Source organism: Bradyrhizobium sp. CCBAU 11386 (genome assembly GCF_028128955.1).
In the GTDB taxonomy this organism is placed as follows: domain Bacteria; phylum Pseudomonadota; class Alphaproteobacteria; order Rhizobiales; family Xanthobacteraceae; genus Bradyrhizobium.
The window spans coordinates 151,199-166,670 of the sequence record NZ_LBKA01000255.1; the positions used below are offsets into that span (position 1 = coordinate 151,199).

The 15,472-nt window shown below is 65.2% G+C and carries 14 protein-coding genes; 5 read left to right on the top strand and 9 right to left on the bottom strand.

Features of this window, described 5'->3' with window-relative positions; genetic code table 11:
• Positions 1–119 precede the first annotated feature (119 nt).
• The gene (locus XI09_RS36850; protein ID WP_271571263.1) at positions 120–1,499 is read left to right on the top strand and encodes an LLM class flavin-dependent oxidoreductase; all 1,380 of its coding nucleotides are present in this window, start codon (positions 120–122) and stop codon (positions 1,497–1,499) included.
• Between the two features lie 161 nt (positions 1,500–1,660).
• On the opposite strand, the gene XI09_RS36855 is transcribed toward XI09_RS36850, so the two are convergent.
• From XI09_RS36855 to XI09_RS36870, 4 genes are all read right to left on the bottom strand, one after another.
• Entirely contained in the window at positions 1,661–3,322 is a 1,662-nt protein-coding gene (locus XI09_RS36855) for a thiamine pyrophosphate-binding protein (protein WP_271571264.1), read from the bottom strand.
• A 270-nt stretch (positions 3,323–3,592) separates the two neighbouring features.
• Positions 3,593–4,096 (bottom strand): GFA family protein, encoded by a 504-nt coding sequence (locus tag XI09_RS36860; RefSeq protein ID WP_271571265.1) that lies wholly within the window; start codon positions 4,094–4,096, stop codon positions 3,593–3,595.
• 248 nt (positions 4,097–4,344) lie between these two features.
• Complete coding sequence (locus tag XI09_RS36865) at positions 4,345–5,472, bottom strand: alkene reductase (protein ID WP_271571266.1); 1,128 nt, start codon at positions 5,470–5,472, stop codon at positions 4,345–4,347.
• A 249-nt stretch (positions 5,473–5,721) separates the two neighbouring features.
• On the bottom strand, positions 5,722–7,218 hold the full coding sequence (locus XI09_RS36870) for an aldehyde dehydrogenase family protein (RefSeq protein WP_271571267.1): 1,497 nt from the start codon (positions 7,216–7,218) through the stop codon (positions 5,722–5,724).
• 192 nt (positions 7,219–7,410) lie between these two features.
• Between XI09_RS36870 and XI09_RS36875 the strand changes: the two genes are divergently transcribed.
• Positions 7,411–8,256 carry an SDR family NAD(P)-dependent oxidoreductase gene (locus XI09_RS36875; RefSeq protein ID WP_271571268.1) on the top strand — a complete coding sequence of 282 codons (846 nt, stop codon included), beginning with the start codon at positions 7,411–7,413 and terminating at the stop codon, positions 8,254–8,256.
• A gap of 10 nt (positions 8,257–8,266) precedes the next feature.
• Here XI09_RS36875 and XI09_RS36880 read toward each other — a convergent pair whose 3' ends face one another.
• From XI09_RS36880 to XI09_RS36895, 4 genes are all read right to left on the bottom strand, one after another.
• Positions 8,267–8,473 (bottom strand): hypothetical protein, encoded by a 207-nt coding sequence (locus tag XI09_RS36880; RefSeq protein ID WP_027547442.1) that lies wholly within the window; start codon positions 8,471–8,473, stop codon positions 8,267–8,269.
• Positions 8,474–8,504: 31 nt separating this feature from the next.
• Positions 8,505–8,924, bottom strand: coding sequence for a hypothetical protein (locus XI09_RS45855; RefSeq protein WP_333939162.1), 420 nt, complete (start codon positions 8,922–8,924; stop codon positions 8,505–8,507).
• Positions 8,925–9,004: 80 nt separating this feature from the next.
• Positions 9,005–9,280 carry a YiaA/YiaB family inner membrane protein gene (locus tag XI09_RS36890; RefSeq protein ID WP_271571269.1) on the bottom strand — a complete coding sequence of 92 codons (276 nt, stop codon included), beginning with the start codon at positions 9,278–9,280 and terminating at the stop codon, positions 9,005–9,007.
• A 40-nt stretch (positions 9,281–9,320) separates the two neighbouring features.
• Positions 9,321–10,016 (bottom strand): PspA/IM30 family protein, encoded by a 696-nt coding sequence (locus tag XI09_RS36895; RefSeq protein WP_271571270.1) that lies wholly within the window; start codon positions 10,014–10,016, stop codon positions 9,321–9,323.
• A 103-nt stretch (positions 10,017–10,119) separates the two neighbouring features.
• On the opposite strand from XI09_RS36895, the gene XI09_RS36900 reads away from it, so the two are divergent.
• The 3 genes from XI09_RS36900 to XI09_RS36910 all read left to right on the top strand — a co-directional run bounded on the left by XI09_RS36900 (position 10,120) and on the right by XI09_RS36910 (position 14,021).
• Entirely contained in the window at positions 10,120–10,728 is a 609-nt protein-coding gene (locus tag XI09_RS36900) for a TetR/AcrR family transcriptional regulator (RefSeq protein ID WP_271571271.1), read from the top strand.
• A gap of 121 nt (positions 10,729–10,849) precedes the next feature.
• A complete protein-coding gene (gene hydA / locus XI09_RS36905) occupies positions 10,850–12,304 on the top strand; it encodes a dihydropyrimidinase (protein WP_271571272.1) in 1,455 nt (484 codons plus the stop codon).
• A gap of 94 nt (positions 12,305–12,398) precedes the next feature.
• A complete protein-coding gene (locus tag XI09_RS36910) occupies positions 12,399–14,021 on the top strand; it encodes an ABC transporter substrate-binding protein (protein ID WP_271571273.1) in 1,623 nt (540 codons plus the stop codon).
• Here XI09_RS36910 and XI09_RS36915 read toward each other — a convergent pair.
• Entirely contained in the window at positions 14,018–15,361 is a 1,344-nt protein-coding gene (locus tag XI09_RS36915; RefSeq protein ID WP_271571274.1) for a glycoside hydrolase family 3 N-terminal domain-containing protein, read from the bottom strand. The two genes, XI09_RS36910 and XI09_RS36915, sit on opposite strands and share 4 nt — an antisense overlap.
• Between the last annotated feature and the right edge of the window lie 111 nt (positions 15,362–15,472).

Genomic DNA, 15,472 nt, shown 5'->3' on the forward strand with positions numbered 1-15,472 from the left:
GCAGCAGCGCCGCTGATTTTGGCCTTGCCAAGGCCCAGTTATATGCAAGAACTTCGCCAAGTTGTGGCGCACGTCTATCATTCGAAGAGCGCTCAGTACAGAGCGCCGGGGGGACCATCATGGCCAAGCAGATCAGGCTCAACGCCTTTGCGATGAATTGCGTCGCACACCAGTCGCCGGGCCTGTGGACCCATCCGCGCGACCGCACCGCCGAATATAACCGCCTGCCCTACTGGATCGACCTTGCCAGGACGCTAGAGCGCGGCCGCTTCGACGGGTTGTTCCTGGCCGACGTGCTCGGCGTCTACGACGTCTATGGCAACAGCCCTGACGCAGCTTTGCGCAATGCAGCACAGACGCCGTCGAACGAGCCGCTGCTCCTGCTCTCGGCGATGGCGGCGGTGACGCAAAATCTCGGTTTCGGCGTCACCAGCAATTTGTCCTTCGAGCCGCCCTACCCTTTCGCGCGGCGGATGTCGACGCTCGACCATCTCACCGAGGGGCGGATCGGCTGGAACGTCGTCACCGGCTATCTCGACAGCGCCGCCCGCGGCGCCGGCAAGGACAAGCAGACCGGGCATGACGACCGCTACGACATCGCCGACGAATATATGGAGGTCGTCTACAAGCTCTGGGAAGGGAGCTGGGAGGACGATGCCGTGCTGCGCGATCGCAAGCGCGGTATCTTTACCGATCCCGCAAAGGTTCATCGCGTCAATCATGAGGGCGCGAACTATCGTATCAACAACACCATTCACCTCAGCGAACCGTCGCCGCAGCGCACGCCCGTGCTGTACCAGGCCGGCACCTCGCCGCGTGGCCGCCAGTTCGCGGCGCGTCACGCCGAATGCGTGTTCATGTCGGGGCCGTCAGCCAAGGTGATCGCACCGCGCGTCTCCGCGATCCGGCAAGAGGCCGCCGCGCTCGGCCGCAATCCGGCCGAGATCCTGATGTTCTCGATGATGACGATCGTCCTCGGCCGGACCGAAGCCGAGGCGAAGGAGAAATACGCCGACTACCGCCGCCACATCAGCCCTGAAGGCGCGCTGGCGCTGATGTCGGGATGGACCGGCGTCGACTTCTCCGGCTACGACCTCGACCAGCAGGTCCGCCACGTCCAGAACGATGCCGGCCGCAGCGCCATGGACAACGTCACCCGCGCCGACCCCGACCGCGTCTGGACCGTGCGCGACGTCATCGAGCATGTCGGCATCGGCGGCGCCGGCCCCGTCGTGGTCGGTACGCCCGAGATGGTCGCGGACAAGATCGAGCAATGGTTCGAGGCGACCGACGTCGACGGCCTCAACGTCGCCTTCGCGATCTCGCCCGGCGATTTCGAGGACATCGCCGACATGCTGGTGCCGGAGCTGACGCGGCGCGGGCGGTACAAGCCGGAATACACAAAAGGCACATTGCGGGAGAAGCTGTTCGGCGATGGCCGCGCGCGGCTCAGTGCGCCGCATCCGGCGGCAGGGTATCGGGTGGGGAAGACGGGGTAGGCGCCACTACATGCGCTGTCATGCCCCGGCTTGACCGGGGCATCCAGTACGCCGCGGCGTCTCGACTCCATCACCGCCGCCTCTGGAATACTGGATCACCCGCCTTCGCGGGTGATGACGACTGAGATGCGGCGAGCACTAGTGCCGCAGGTGACATCCCCCTACACCTTCCCATCCACCATCACCTCGATCAGCTTCGTCCCGGGCCGGCCAAACGCCGACGACAGCGTCGCCTTCAGCTCGCGGGGGTCACTGATCTTGATCGCCTCGCAGCCCAGCGCCTTCGCGATACCGGCGAAATCCACCGGCGGGTCGACGAAATCCATGCCGACATAATTGTCGTCGCCGTGGAAGGCGAGCAGGCGCTGCTTGATGATGCGATAACCGCCATTGTTGGCGATGACGACGTTGAGCGGCAGCTTGTGATGTGCCGCCGTCCATAACGACTGGATCGAATACATCGCGCTGCCGTCGCCGGAGAAGCACACCACGGGACGGTCCGGATTGGCGATGCTGACGCCAACCGATGCCGGCAGGCCCCAGCCGATGCCGCCCGAGGCAAGGCCGTGATAGTCGAAGCGATCGCGGTGCGGACGCAGGTTCGTGATCTGGCGGCTGGAGGTGAGGCCTTCATCGACGAGAATGGCGTTCTCGGGCATGGCCTCCACCATGTGCAGCACCAGATAGTCGGGATCGATCGGCGTGCGCCCCGCGCTCTTGCCGATCTGCTCGACCAAAGCGGCGCGGCGCGCGCTCCAGTTCTTCGGCGCGAGCTCGGCGAGACGCTGGCTGGCGCGTTGCGACAGTGCCGGGCCGCCGATCTCCCTCAGCACCGGAATCAGTGCGCGCAGCGTTTCCTTGACGTCCGCCTTCAGCGCAATCTCCGCGCCAAAATTCTTGGCGATCTCCCAGTCGACGAGGCCGACCTGCAGAATTGGCAATCCGTCCGGCAGCGGGTCGACTTCGCTATAGACCGACATGCGCACGGGATCGCCACCGAGCGCGACCAGGAGATCGTAGGGCGCGAGCGTATCGCGCGCGACCTTCTGGACGCGCGCCAGCGTGCCGACGAAGCTCGGGCTTTCCGAGAGGAAGTGCGAGCCATAGGCGGTCGAGGATTGATAGGCGGCAGCGCCGAGTAGCTCGGCGAGCTCGGCCGCCTCCTTCAGCGCATCGCTCTTGACCACCTCGTCCATGGTGACGATGACAGGACGTTCGGCCTTGAGCAGCCGCGCGGCAAAGGCCTTCAGCGCTTCGTCCGACGGCCTGGTGCGCGCGTCGATGCGGGTGGAGCGGCCAAGATCGATACCGGCTTCGCTGTTGAGGATGTCTCCGGGCAGCGAGATGAACACCGGCCCGGTCGGCGGCGTCATCGCGACCTTGGCGGCCCGGCGCACGATGCGCGGCAGATCCTCCAGCCGCGTCACCTCGACCGCCCATTTCACCAGCGGCTCGGCCATGCGCACCAGCGGACCGTACAGCACCGGCTCCATCAGGCCGTGGCCCTGCTCCTGCTGGCCCGCGGTCAAAATGATCGGCGTGCCCGTGAACTGGGCGTTGTAGAGCGAGCCCATGGCGTTGCCGAGGCCGGGCGCGACATGGACGTTGCAGGCGACGAGCTTGCCGGAGGCGCGGCTGTAGCCATCGGCGATCGCCACCACCAGGCTCTCCTGCATCGCCATCACATAGGTGAGATCGGGATGATCCTTCAGCGCATGCATGATCGGCAGCTCGGTGGTCCCGGGGTTGCCGAACAGATGCGTGATGCCCTCGTCCTTGAGCAGCGCGAGAAAGGCGGAACGGCCGGTGATCTTGTTCTTCATGTTTCCTCCAGAAGCGGGCGTTGCCGCAAGGACGGAGGCATGATGGCCGAAATCGCGGGAGCCGCGCAAGGAAGCGCGGTCATGGCTGCGTTGCGTGGGCGCGCGTCGATCACTCTCGTGTCCCGGACGCGACGCAGCGCGTAGCGTTGCGACGCAGAGCCGGGACCCATCGCGCACCGACACCGCTGTCAGATGGGCCCCGGTTCAGCAGCGCATCACCGAAGGGGTGCTGCGCTGCGTCCGGGGCACGAGCGGAGTGAGCAACTTGCGTTACATTTCGTTCCGTCCCAATTCGAAGAAGTCCTCGCCGCTCGCGCGCTTCTTCTTTTTCGAGCGCTGCCACACCACACCGGGAAAGCCCTTCAGCGGCACCAGCGGCTCGCCGGTATAGGCCCATTCCTGGAGCTCCTCGATCGCGATGTGATAGAGCGGCTGGCGGCCGGTGCGCTCCTTGAACAGGGCGCGCGGGATGTTGACCATGTGCGGGCCCCGCGGGCGCTCGTAGGCGATCGGCGTGCCGCAATGCGAGCAGAAGCTGCGCGCAGTCTTCGTTGCCTTGTCCTCGTAGCGCGTGAGCGCAGTCTTGCCGGAGGTGATGCGAAAGCGCTTCTTCCAGCTGCCGACATAGGTCGCGTAAGCCGCGCCATGGGCGCGGCGGCTACTGGCGGAATGATCGTGCCAGGCCCAGCGCGCGGGAACGTCGATCTCGAAGGTGACCTTGCCGCAGAGGCATTGGCCGGTGGCTATACCTGCGGCGGCTGCGGCTTTGGCCATGGTAGGTCCCTCCGTCGTTATTGCGAACGTAGCGAAGCAATCCAGACCGCCTCCACGGGAAGACTCTGGATTGCTTCGCTGCGCTCGCAATGACGGAAATTGTGTTGACGGTCGCGCAACAAATCAAGCTCGTCATTCCGGGGCGATGCGAAGCATCGAGCCCGGAATCCATCCCACCTCCAGGTATGCGGCCCGATGGATTCCGGGCTCGCGACTTCGTCGCGCCCCGGAATGACGGATGAGAACGCCTACGCCGGCGTCAGCTCGTCATACGCCGGATAGTCCGTATACCCCTTCTCCTCGCCGCCGTAGAACGTGGCGCGATTGTAGGGGGTGATCGGATAATCGTGCCGAAGGCGCCGCGGCAGATCGGGGTTGGAGATGAAGATGCGGCCGAAGGCGATGATGTCGGCATGGCCGTCGGCGATTGCCGCATTCGCGGTCTCGCCGGTAAAGCCGCCGGCCGTCATCAGCACGCCGCTGTAGAGCGGGCGGAACAGCACCATCGCCGAGGGCACGTTCTCCCAGTGGACGTCGGCACGGCCGGCGCCACTGGAGCGCGGCTCGATGAAATGCAGATAGGCGAGACCGAGCTTGTCGAACGCCTTCACGACATGGGTGTAGAGCGGCATCGGATCGGGCTCGCCGGAATCGTTGGCGATGCCGTGCGGCGACAGCCGCACGGCGACGCGGTTTGCCCCCCAGACGTCGATCGCGGCCTGCGTGACTTCGAGCAGAAGCCGCGCGCGGTTCTCGATCGATCCGCCATATTGATCGGTGCGCTGGTTGCTGCGCGATTGCAGGAACTGCTCGAGCAGATACCCGTTGGCGCCGTGGATCTCGACGCCGTCGAACCCGGCGGCGAGCGCGTTCTTCGCGCCCTGCCGGAAGGCCTCGACGATGCCCTTGACCTCGTCCGTCTCCAGCGCGCGGGGCGTCTCGTAGTCGGCGATCTTGCCGTCGGCCGTCATCGCCTTCATGCCCTCGGCCTTGATCGCAATTGCCGAGGCCGAAACCGGCAGCGCGCCACCGTGGAAGGAGGAATGCGAGACGCGGCCGACATGCCAGAGCTGGAGGAAGATGATGCCGCCCTTGGCATGCACGGCATCGACCACCTTGCGCCAGCCGGCGATCTGCGCGTCCGAATAGATGCCGGGCGTTGCCGGGTTGCCGCGGCCGTGCGAGAGCACCGGCGAGGCTTCGGCGATGATCAGGCCGCCCGGTGTCGCGCGCTGGCCGTAATATTCGGCATTGAGCGGTCGCGGCGAAAAGCTGTCGCGCTCGGCGCGCATGCGCGTCAGCGGCGCCATCGCGACGCGATGCGCCAGCTTGTACGGACCGACCTGCAACGGTTTGAACAACGCCGGAAATTTCATGTGGGCCCCAAAGTGGCTATGGAAGGATGATGATCATATAAGGGGAAGCGACGCCGTGAAAAGAGGGTGCCTCTTCTCCCTCTCGCCGTTCTTACGGGGAGAGGGTCGGGGTGAAGGGCCGCCTCCGCAATCACGGTGAGAGCTGGAGTCGCGGAGACTCCCCTCACCCGGAATCCGCGCTACGCGCGCATTCCGGCCCCTCCCCGCAAGCGGGGAGAGGCGAAGTGGCGGCGTGAACGCGGAACCGCGCTACGCCGTCTTGATCCACACGGCCTTCACGTTGAGATACTCCTCCACGTGCTGCTTGCCGGACTCGCGGCCGTAACCGCTCATCTTGTAGCCGCCGAAGGGCACGGCCGGATCCATCGCCTGGTAGCAGTTCACCCACACCGAGCCGGCGCGCAGGCTCTTCGCAACGGCATGCGCCTTACTGACGTCGCGCGTCCACAAGCCCGAACCGAGGCCGAACGTGGTGTTGTTGGCGCGCTTGACCAGCTCGTCCATGTCCTTGAACGCGATCGCGGAGATGACGGGACCAAAAATCTCCTCCTGCGCGATGCGCATATTATCCTGCACGCCCGCGAACACGGTTGGAGAGACGAAGAAGCCCTTCGACAGTGCGCCTTCGGTCACGCGGCCGCCGCCGGCGAGCGCTCGCGCGCCTTCCTTCTGGCCGATGTCGAGATAGCCGGTGACGCGCTCGAGCTGCTGCTCGGAGACGAGCGGGCCGATCTGCACATTGGGATCGAGGCCGTTGCCGACTTGCAGCTTCTTGCCGAACTCGGCGACGCGGCCGACGAACTCCTCGTAGATCGACTGCTCGACGAACAGGCGCGTGCCGGCGCTGCAGATCTGGCCGGAGTTGGCAAACACCGCCATCGCAGCGCCGGGCACGGCGGCATCGAGATCGGCATCCGCGAACACGATGTCCGGCGACTTGCCGCCAAGCTCGAGCGAGACGCGCTTGAGGTTGCCGGCCGAGGCGCGGATGATCGACTGTCCTGTGACATGCGAGCCGGTGAAGGCGACCTTGTCGACGTCGTGGTGCGAGGCGAGCGCAGCGCCCGCGGTCTCGCCATAGCCGGGCACGACGTTGACGACGCCGGGCGGAATGCCCGCCTCCATCGCAAGCTCCGCGATGCGCAGCGAGGTCAGTGGCGCCTCTTCGGCGGGCTTGAGCACCACGGTGCAACCGGTCGCGATCGCGGGGCCGATCTTCCAGATCGTCGCGGTGAGCGGGCCGTTCCAGGGGACGATGGCGCCGACGACGCCGATCGGCTCCTTCAGCGTGTAGGAGAAGATTTCGCCCGGCAGCGAGTTCTCGATGGTCTCGCCATGGATCGCGGTGGTCTGGCCGGCGTAATAGCGCAGCATGCCGACGGCACGCAGGCGATAGGCGCGAGTGCGGCTGAGTGGCGCGCCCATATCGAGCGTGTCGAGCTGCGACAATTCGTCGAAATTCTTCTCGACGAGGTCGGCAAGCTTCAGGAGCAGGTTCTGGCGCTCGAACGGCTTGACCTTGCTCCAGGGTCCTTCGAAGGCGCGGCGAGCGGCGGCGACCGCACGGTCGATGTCTTCCTTGTCGCCCTCGGCGACGGTCGCGAGCAGTTCACCGGTCGCGGGATTGCGGGTCTCGAAGCGCTTGCCGGAGGCGGCATCGACCCACTTCCCGTCGATCAGCATCTGCTTGTAGGACCCATTGGCGAACGGGTGGCGCGTGATCGGAATAGCCTGCGACACAGCCATGGCTGCACTCCCTGTCAGGTGATTGATTGGGTTCGATCTGGGCGGGATCGTTAGGTCAGAGAGAATACAGCGGTGCCGGAAGGGCGTAAAGGCGGCGTGGAACGAAGACCTCCCATGCCGACTTGTGCAGGGTCGCGCGAACGCCATGTTATAGCTCGACCGAACTTGACGCCCCTTCCCGGAGAATGAGCCATGTCGCATCCCGTCATCGCCAAGGGCAATGTCGCCGTGATCACCGGGGGCGCATCCGGCATCGGCCTCGCCGCCGCCATGGCCTTCGCACGCGCGGGAATGAAGGTGTGCATCGCCGACGTCGACCAGACACGACTGGCCGAGGCCGCAACAAAACTGTCATCCGTCACGGCCGCCACACATGTGATGACATTCGTCGCCGATGTCAGCCGCGCCGAGAGCGTGAAGGAACTGGAACGCGCCGTGGGCGCGCATTTCGGCGGGACCGACATCCTCATGAACAATGCGGGCATCCAGCCCGGCAGCACGCTGTTTGGCGAGCCCGATAACTGGCAGCGCATCATCGCCGTCAACATGTGGGGCATCATCAACGGCTCGCGCATCTTCGCGCCCAACATGATCGCGCGCGGCAAGGCCGGCCTGATCATCAACACCGGCTCGAAGCAGGGCATCACCACGCCGCCCGGCGATCCCGCCTACAATGTTTCGAAGGCCGGCGTGAAGGCTTTCACGGAAGCGCTCCAGCATGAGCTGCGCAACACGAGAGACTGCCACATCACGGCGCATCTGCTCATTCCGGGCTTCGTCTTCACGGGACTCACCGCCAAGGGCCGCACCGAGAAGCCGGCGGGAGCCTGGACGCCCGAGCAGACCGTCGACTTCATGATTGCCCGGCTCGAGGCCGGTGATTTCTACATCCTGTGCCCGGACAACGACGTGCCCCGCACGCTCGACGAAAAGCGCATGCTCTGGGCCGCCGGCGATATCGTGGAGAACCGCCCGCCGCTGTCGCGCTGGCACCCGGATTACGCAGATGCGTTCGCGAAGTTCGTGAAGGGCGACTAGACGCCGCGACCTACAGCGTTTCCTGCTGGTGCCCGCAATTCTTGCAGGCGAACTTGACGCGGCTCTGGCCCTTTGGCGCCTGCACCCGGTTCGGGGCGCCGCACTTGCCGCAGACCGCCTCGATCCGGGTATCGCCCTGCTTGACGACGATGGTCTTCTTTTCCATCGATTCGCGGATCAGGCGCTCGGCCTCCTCTCGCAGGGATTGTTTGGACAAAGCTCATCTCCGCCATGAATGCGGGCGAGGCTTATCGCACCTGCGTCGAAATCACAATCCGTGATGGTGATCGCGGCTCTATCAACATGTCATTCCGGGATGGTCCGCAGGACCAGACCCGGAATCTCGAGATTTCGGGTTCATTCGCTGCGCAAATGCCCCGGAACGACGGCGTATGACTTCGGACTTCGACAATCACATAGCTGTCCTCGACATGCACCGGAAACGTTTCGGCAACATACGGGCCCTTCTCCAATTCAAGCCCGAGATGGGTGACGTCGACGGACGCTCCGTCGAGCTCGACCGGCATCACCGACAGCGCGTTGAAGGCGATCGGACGGCCCCCGTCCTCCTCGGAGACCAGCGTGACGATGGCGCGAGACAGACGCTCGCGATCGCCGGAGAAGATGCCGTAACTCAGCTCATCGGCCGGCAGCGTCTTGGCCGCCATAGCGGCAAATGCGCGTACATGCGAGGGAGCGGCAGATGCTCCAGCATCCGCCGCCCCGCATCGTGCCTGGCTTCGCGCTCTCAAGCCGCCTTGGACACCTCCATCAGGAGGCGCTCGGCCTTGGCATCCTCGATGCGGTTCATCAGCCGGCCGCTCTCGTGATTGTCGCGCACCGTCTTGGTCAGCGTGATGCAGGTCTGGATCAGCATCACGATGCCCATGGTGAGATAGCCCTTCATCCAGAGGTCGATCGGCAGGAAGAATATCCCGACGGCGATGAGGAACGCGGAGGCCGCGAAGGACACGTAAGTGAAGGTCACCCAGGCGTTGCTGTGGGGCTGGCCGTTCTGGTTCATGGTCGTCTCCTGTTGGTTCGAATGATGATGGGATCTGAGTTCAGGCAGTCGGCGTGCGCTTGGACTTCAACCGCGCCAGCACGTCGTCCGCGGTCGTCTTAAGCCGGGGGCCAAAGCCCTGCTCGGCGAGTTTCTCGGCGGTGGCGAGCGGTCCGCTCGCCGCATCGAGCTCGACCAGCGCATCGTCGGCGGCCTGGGCCTCGATCTGCCGCTCGCGCAGGCGCCTCAAAGTGCTCTCCGCCTCCGGCAGCGTGGATTCGTAGGGACGTGCGGCCTCGATGCCGCTGCGACGAAGCGAGCGCACCGCTTCCGAGGCACGGGCGAGGCGGCGGCCGCGATCGAGCTCGGTGATGCGGGCCTGCGCGCTCGCGACGTGGCGCCTCAGCCTGATGATCTCGGTCGCGAACAAGGCGCGTGCCGTCATCGCCGCGTCGCGATCGGCTTCGAGCCCCGCGATGGCCTCGGCGGCGTCCCTGGCGAGATCCTCGCGGCCGCCGTCGAGCGCCGCAACCGCGCGGGTCTCGAGATCGGCGATGCGGGCGACGGTTGCCTCGAGCTTGCGGCCCTCCTGCTGGTCCTGTGCGATCGCCAGCGCCAGCGTCCGCTTGCTGCGCTCGACGGCGGCGGCCGCATCGCGCATCTGCTGATCGAGGATCAGAAGGGCCGTCCGGTCCTCCAGCTCCTCGCCCGCGGCGGCCACGCTGCCGCGGAAAAGTGTCACGACGGTCTTGAACATCTGCAGCTCCCTGTTTATGAGCGTTGCTCACACATGCTTTGTAGCAGGAATATTGAACATCGTTCAATAGATATTTGAGCGACGCTCAAGAATTTGGCTCCAAATGACTAAGGCCTTGGAACGTCGAGCGAAACTTCGGACCGACCTGATCCAGGCGGCCGAGCGGATGATCGCTAAGCGGGGGTTGGCGGGTCTGAAAACCCGCGATTTGGCCCGCGAGATCGGCTGCGCCAATGGTGCGGTCTACAATCTCGTCGCTGATGTGGACGAGCTCGTCCTGCGGGTCGGCTCGCGCACGCTGCATCGCCTCGATGAGGCGCTCAGCGCAGCGGAACGCGCGGGCGAGCCCTCGCCGCAGGAGACGCTGGTCCGCATTGCGATTGCCTATTGCGATTTCGCCGCCGAAAATCTCCAGCTCTGGCGCGCGCTGTTCGAGCACCGCATGGAGGCCGACAAGGCCGTCCCCGACTGGTCCATCAACGACCAGATGCGGCTGTTCCGCCACATCTATCATCCGCTGGCGCTGCTGCTTCCCAAGCGCAGCCTCGAGGAACTCGGCATCACCGCGCGCAGCCTGTTCTCGGCGGTGCATGGCATGGTGGCGCTGGGGCTGGAGCAGAAGCTGGTCGCCGTTCCGCTGCCAGCGCTGCGGAACGAGATCGCGGGCCTCGTGCGCGCGATGCTGGACGGGCTGGTCGCGCACGCGGCGTAAAGCCCGAAGGACCGTAGCGAAATTGTCGGCGGCGTCTGACTAAAATTTCGCCTGTCGCATCGTCGGCAGCGCGCTTAGCCTTCACGGCACCCCGTCCCCTCACCACTGTCCGGAGTCTCTCATGCCCCTCCTCATCCGCGGCGGCACCGTCGTCAATCACGATCATTCGCGCCGCGCGGACGTGCTGATCGACGGCGAGACCATCGTCGCGGTCGGGACATCGCTCGACGCGCCGACGGGTGCCGAGATCATCGACGCCGGCGGCGCCTACATCATCCCGGGCGGGATCGATCCGCACACCCATCTCGAAATGCCGTTCATGGGCACCGTCACCGCCGACGATTTCGAATCGGGAACGAAAGCGGCACTGACCGGTGGCACCACCATGGTGGTGGATTTCTGCCTGCCCGATCCCGGCCAGTCGATGCTCGCTGCCTATCAGGAGTGGCGGCACAAATCCGAGAAGGCGGCGGCCGACTACGGCTTCCACATGGCGGTGACGTCGTGGTCGAAGCAGATCTATGACGAGATGGAAACCGTGGTCAAAACCTACGGCATCAACACCTTCAAGCACTTCATGGCCTACAAGGGCGCGCTGATGGTGAACGACGACGAGCTCTACAACTCGTTCGCGCGCTGCGCCCATCTCGGCGCCATGCCCGTTGTCCATGCGGAGAACGGCGACGTCGTCGCCCTGATGCAGGAGGCGCTGATCGCGCGCGGCGTCACCGGCCCCGAGGGCCACGCTTATTCGCGGCCGCCGGAAGTCGAGGGCGAAGCCACCAACCGCGCCATCATGATCGCGGACATGACGGGCACGCCGGTCTATATCGTGCACACGAGCTGCCGCGAGGCGCATGAGGCGATCGCGCGGGCACGCGCGGCGGGAAAACGCGTCTACGGCGAACCGCTGATCCAGCATCTGCTGCTCGATGCCGGCGAGTACCTGAACAAGGACTGGGATCATTCCGCGCAGCGCGTGATGTCGCCGCCGTTCCGCGACAAGTCGCACCAGGATAGTCTTTGGGCCGGCCTGCAAGCCGGCTCGCTCCAGGTGGTCGCGACCGACCATTGCGCCTTCACCACGGAGCAGAAGCGGTTCGGGCTCGGCGATTTCAGAAAGATCCCGAACGGCACCGGCGGCCTCGAAGACCGCCTCGCGCTGTTGTGGACCGCGGGCGTCGCCACGGGGCGGCTGACGAAGGAAGAGTTCGTCGCGGTGACCTCGGCAAACATCGCCCGCATCCTCAACATCTATCCGCGCAAGGGCGCGGTCGCCGTGGGCTCGGATGCCGATATCGTTGTGTGGGACCCCAAGGCGACAAAGAGCATCAGCGCGAAGCGGCAGATGAGCCGGATCGACTACAATGTGTTCGAAGGCTTTGCCTGCACCGGCGGACCGGCGGCGACGCTCTCGCGCGGCAGCATTGTCTGGAAGGATGGCGATCTGCGCGCCGAGGCAGGCGATGGCCGCTACGTCGAACGCCCCGCCTTCTCGCCGGTACATGTGGCGAATTCGACCTGGAAGGAGCTGACCGCCCCGCGCGCGGTCGCACGCGGAGCGGTGACGCCGTAAGAACGCGATTCACGCGGGATGCGACGCCATGAAGCGCGGTTGATGGCACGCGCTTTGCCTCTTTATGTCGCAACTTTTTCTCAAGGAGGCAGCGATGAGCGCATCATCTTCCGACATGAACCGCCGCAGCGTCGTGCTCGGTGGCCTCGGCATTGCCGGAATAACGGCGATCGCGCCACGCTTCGCCCGGGCGCAGGGGCGCGCCGAGACGCTGCTGGTAGTGCAGGAGCTGGGGCCGAACTCGCTGGACATGCAGGGCGTCGGCTCCAACCAGACCGTGAACGGCCTGTCCTGGAATTGCTACGATCGCCTGCTGACCTACGCCTCCAAGACGCTGCCCGATGGGACCGTGTCCTATGATCGCGAGAAGCTCGCGCCCGAGCTCGCCGAGAGCTGGGAGGTCGCGGCCGACGGCATGTCCTGCACCTTCCGCTTGCGGAAGGACGCGAAATTCCACGACGGCACGCCGGTCACGGCCAGGGACGTCAAATGGTCGTTCGACCGTGCGGTGAAGGTCGGCGGCTTTCCGACCTTCCAGATGTCGGCGGGATCGCTGGAAAAGCCCGAGCAGTTCGTCGTGATCGACGACCACACCTTCCGTATCGACTACGTCCGCAAGGACAAGATGCTGCTGTTCAACGTCGCGGTGGTCGTCCCCTTCATCATCAACTCCGAGCTCGCGAAGAAGAACGCAACGCCGGAAGACCCCTGGGCGCTGGCCTGGCTGAAGAGCAACGAGGCCGGCGGCGGCGCCTACAGGATCGAGAGCTGGAAGCCCGGCAGCGAGACCGTGCTGGCGCGCTTCGACGACTGGAAGAGCGGACCGCTGCCGAAGGTCAAGCGCGTGATCGCACGCGACGTCCCCTCCGCAGGCACCCGGCGCGCGATGCTGGAGCGGGGCGATGCGGATATCTCCAGCGGCTTTGCGCCGCGCGATTTCGAGCAGATCATGAGGGAGGGCAAGGTCAAGGTCTCGGGCGTGCCGATCCCGAACGCGCTCTGGTACGTCGCGCTGAACACGGCAAAGCCGCCGTTCGACAATGCCAGGCTGCGCCAGGCCATCGCCTGGGCGATGCCTTACGAGCAGATCCAGAGCAGCGCCTTCTTCGGACGCGCCGTCCCCATGTATGGCGGCGCGGCCGATGTCTCAAAGCCGGTCTGGCCGCAGCCGTTTCCCTATGTCACCGATCTCGACAAGGCCAAGGCCCTGATGAAAGAGGCCGGGTTCGAGTCCGGGCTGGAAACGACGCTGTCGCTCGACACCGGTACGGCGACCGTCGGCGAGCCGACCGCGATCCTGATCCAGGAGAGCCTCGCCAAGATCGGCATCAAGGCGTCGATCGAAAAAATCCCCGGCGCGAACTGGCGCACGACGCTGAACAAGAAGGAGCTGCCGCTCGCGCTCAACCGCTTCAGCGGCTGGCTCGATTATCCCGAATATTACTTCTACTGGAATTTCCACGGCAACAACTCGATCTTCAACATCTCCTCCTACCAGAACAAGGAGATGGACGCGCTGATCGACAAGGCGCGCTTCACCACGGACGCGGCGGAATACGACAAGGCCGTGAAGGATTTCATCGCGCTCTGCATGCGTGACGTTCCCGTCATCCCGCTCAACCAGCCGATCCACGACGTCGCCATGCAGAAAGGCGTCACCGGCTACGAGTTCTGGTTTCACCGCGAGCCGGACTACCGTCAGTTCGCGAAGGGCTAGTGCCGATCGACGACGCGGACGAGGCCTGAGGGGCCTCGCGCCTGCTCGGTCGGAAAGCCCCTTTCCAGCCGCGCCTCGCTCGCACGCAGCATCGCCGCATCGAGCTTGCCTTGCCGCGATCCGTCCAGCGCGCAGGTAAAGATCCGGTAGAACTGCGCGCCGTCATAGGCGACCAGCAGCAGATCGACGCCGGCGTTGATCGCCTCGACCACGGCCTTGCAGACGTCGTGCTGGTAGATCGCGCCCATCACGAGGTCGTCGGTCATCACCACGCCCTGGTAATTCCACTTGTCGCGGATGATGCCTTGGACGACGCGCTTCGAGTGCGAGGCGGCGCGATCGGGATCGACGGCGGTGAGCGTGACGTGGCCGACCATGAGCGCGCTGCGCGAACGCGACAGCACCTCGCGGAACGGGAGCCAGTCGGTTGCTTCCAGCTCCCTAACCGGCGTGTCGAGATTGGCGCTGAAATGATGCGTGTCGGTGCGCACGCGCCCGATGCCGGGAAAATGCTTGAGCGTGGCGCCGACGCCGGACTCTTCCAGCCCGCGCACATAGGCGCTTGCGATCGTGCTGACCACGACGGGATCGGTCGCAATCGCCCGTTGGCCGATCAGCGTGTGGAAGTCGAGACGATTGCGGCGGACCGGCGGCTTGAGGTCGAGCACCGGCGCGAGATTGAGGTTGACCCCAAGCCCGGCGAGCTCGCGCCCGTGGATGCGGCCGAACTCCTCGGCTTTGGTCTGTTGCTCGTCGGGGGCGAGCCCGCTGAGCGTCGCCAGCGCCGGCACCTTTGTCAGCGGCGGCGCGAGATGTCCGACGATGCCGCCTTCCTGGTCGGCGGCGACGACCAGCGGCGGCAGGCTAGCTGCACGCCGCTTGTCCTGGAGTGCCGCGATCTCGGCACGCAGCGTCTCGACCGTCCGGCCGCGGATGTTGTGCCGGGTGACGTAGACGCCACCGATCAAGCCTTGCTCGGCAAGACGCGCGACCTCGGGAAAAGAGGAATAGCCGACCATGAAGTGAGGCCCGAGCTGACGCGCCTCGGCGGCACTCGCCCCCAGAACATCGTGCTTGCGCAATTCGAACTTCAGATGCGCTGCCGACATCAGCAGCGGCGGCAGGCACCAGAGCGTGACGAGAAGCTTGCCGGCCATGGTGCGCCACCGCCCTCTGCGAAGCAGAAAAATGACGATCGCGATGCTTGCAACGACAAGCACGATGTCTCCGGCGCCGCGCAGCGGGACCAGATAAGGATCGTTCTTGTTCGCGGCCGCGAATGCGACGAGAGGCGCGGCCAGCCAGAGCAGGATGAGACCGATACGACGGAGGAATTGCATGATGCGCCACATGCGACAGGTGATGAATGCTTCGCACCTAACAAAGCGATCTGCGCTGCGCGAGAGGCAAAAGCGCGCCTGCACGAAAACTGCAAAAGACTCCTGAAACCG